Origin of the sequence: Acinetobacter sp. MF4642, from assembly GCF_002018925.1 — a bacterium.
GTDB classification, from domain to species: domain Bacteria; phylum Pseudomonadota; class Gammaproteobacteria; order Pseudomonadales; family Moraxellaceae; genus Acinetobacter; species Acinetobacter johnsonii.
This window is the reverse complement of sequence record NZ_MVON01000075.1, coordinates 1-1343: the sequence shown is the minus strand read 5'-3', so window position 1 is coordinate 1343 and position 1343 is coordinate 1. Positions and strand designations below refer to the sequence as shown.

The following is a 1343-nucleotide window of genomic DNA, read 5'->3' as shown; positions in this document are numbered from 1 at the left end:
CCCACCCAAAAACTGATGCTGCCCCGCTTTGACCTCAAACTTTCCAGCAGTGGTCGGTAATACCCCTGCACCACTAATCTCAATTTGACTACCACCAGCAGTTAGCACGATTTTCTTATTGGCCTTAATTTCAATTTGCTCTTCCGTAGAAATAATCTGAATGCCTTTCCGCGCAATGACATCGAGTTCATCACCTTGCGCTTGGATTTCAACCTTGCCCTTGCCTGCATAGGCTCTTAGCCCGTCTTGTGCTGCAAAGAGACTTATTTTCTCACTGGCATGCGCAATCAATGATTTCTGCGTAGAAAGGTTAATACTCTCCCCTGCACTTTGGCTGATTTGACCATCAGCTGAGAGATACAGATCTTCATTGCTGCTCACAGCTATGGAGTTTGGTGCAGAGAGAATCATGATGGCTTGTTTAAATGCATCTGCCTTGTTTTGATCTTGTTGTTCAATCTGTTCTAAGAAGCCTTTTAAGTTTTCTAAAACTTCAAGCGGATCCGTCTGTTGATTCTTCGCCACTTCACTTAACGCTTGGCTATTGTTTAAAGTCCCTTCAAGTTGTTGTTTGGCAGGTTGAGCATTCAGATGTGTACCTGCAGCTTGATCTTGTTTATGGCTACTGAGCAGTAAACCGTCACCTGCTCGAATCGCGCCCCATTGATCAGTTCGAAGCTCGAAGCCTTCTCCTCGTCCTTCACTTCTCTCCGCTTCTTTCGGGTGGCTGAGGTTACCGAGGTTCAACTGAGTTGCCCCATGACTACTTTGTAGTTGAGTCGAAATTTGACCCGTGGTGTCATCGAAGCGGAGTTGGTTATAGCCTTCACCCCCTATTTCTTTAGAGCGAATCCCAGCTAGTTTCTTGGTCTCTGGCAATTGCCCTTTCTGATCAAATTTCGTTGGGCTGCGCTGCGCTTCATGAATCCGTCCAACCACAAAGGGACGGTCGAGATTGCCATCAAAGAAATCAATCACCACGATTTCACCAATGCGCGGTAAAAAGCGTGCGCCATAGCCCTCACCCGCCCATGGGGTCAAGACATCAACCCATGCCGAGTCTGTATCATTGTCATTGGCGCCTGCACCGCCGTCATGGCTGTGGTCATCGTTGCGGGTAAAGAGGAAGCGAACTTTGATCCGTCCCCATTCATCCACATGAATTTCTTCGCCACTTGGTCCCACGACTTTGGCACGTTGTGGGTGTGTGGCTGGTCGGTGCGCTATCGGGTTATAAGCTGGAACGGTCGTGATGTGACGACGCTGTAAACTCAAGTGGTTGGCTTGGCGTTCGCTTGGCACTGTGCTGGTTTTGAGTGACCATTGGCTTTGTTTCAGTAAAT

Annotated in this window: 1 protein-coding gene; it reads right to left on the bottom strand. The window is 48.3% G+C overall.

The genetic code is table 11. From position 1 onward, the window contains the following. On the bottom strand, window positions 1-1343 hold a 1343-nt coding region (locus MF4642_RS16470; RefSeq protein WP_153041808.1), incomplete at both ends, for a DUF2345 domain-containing protein.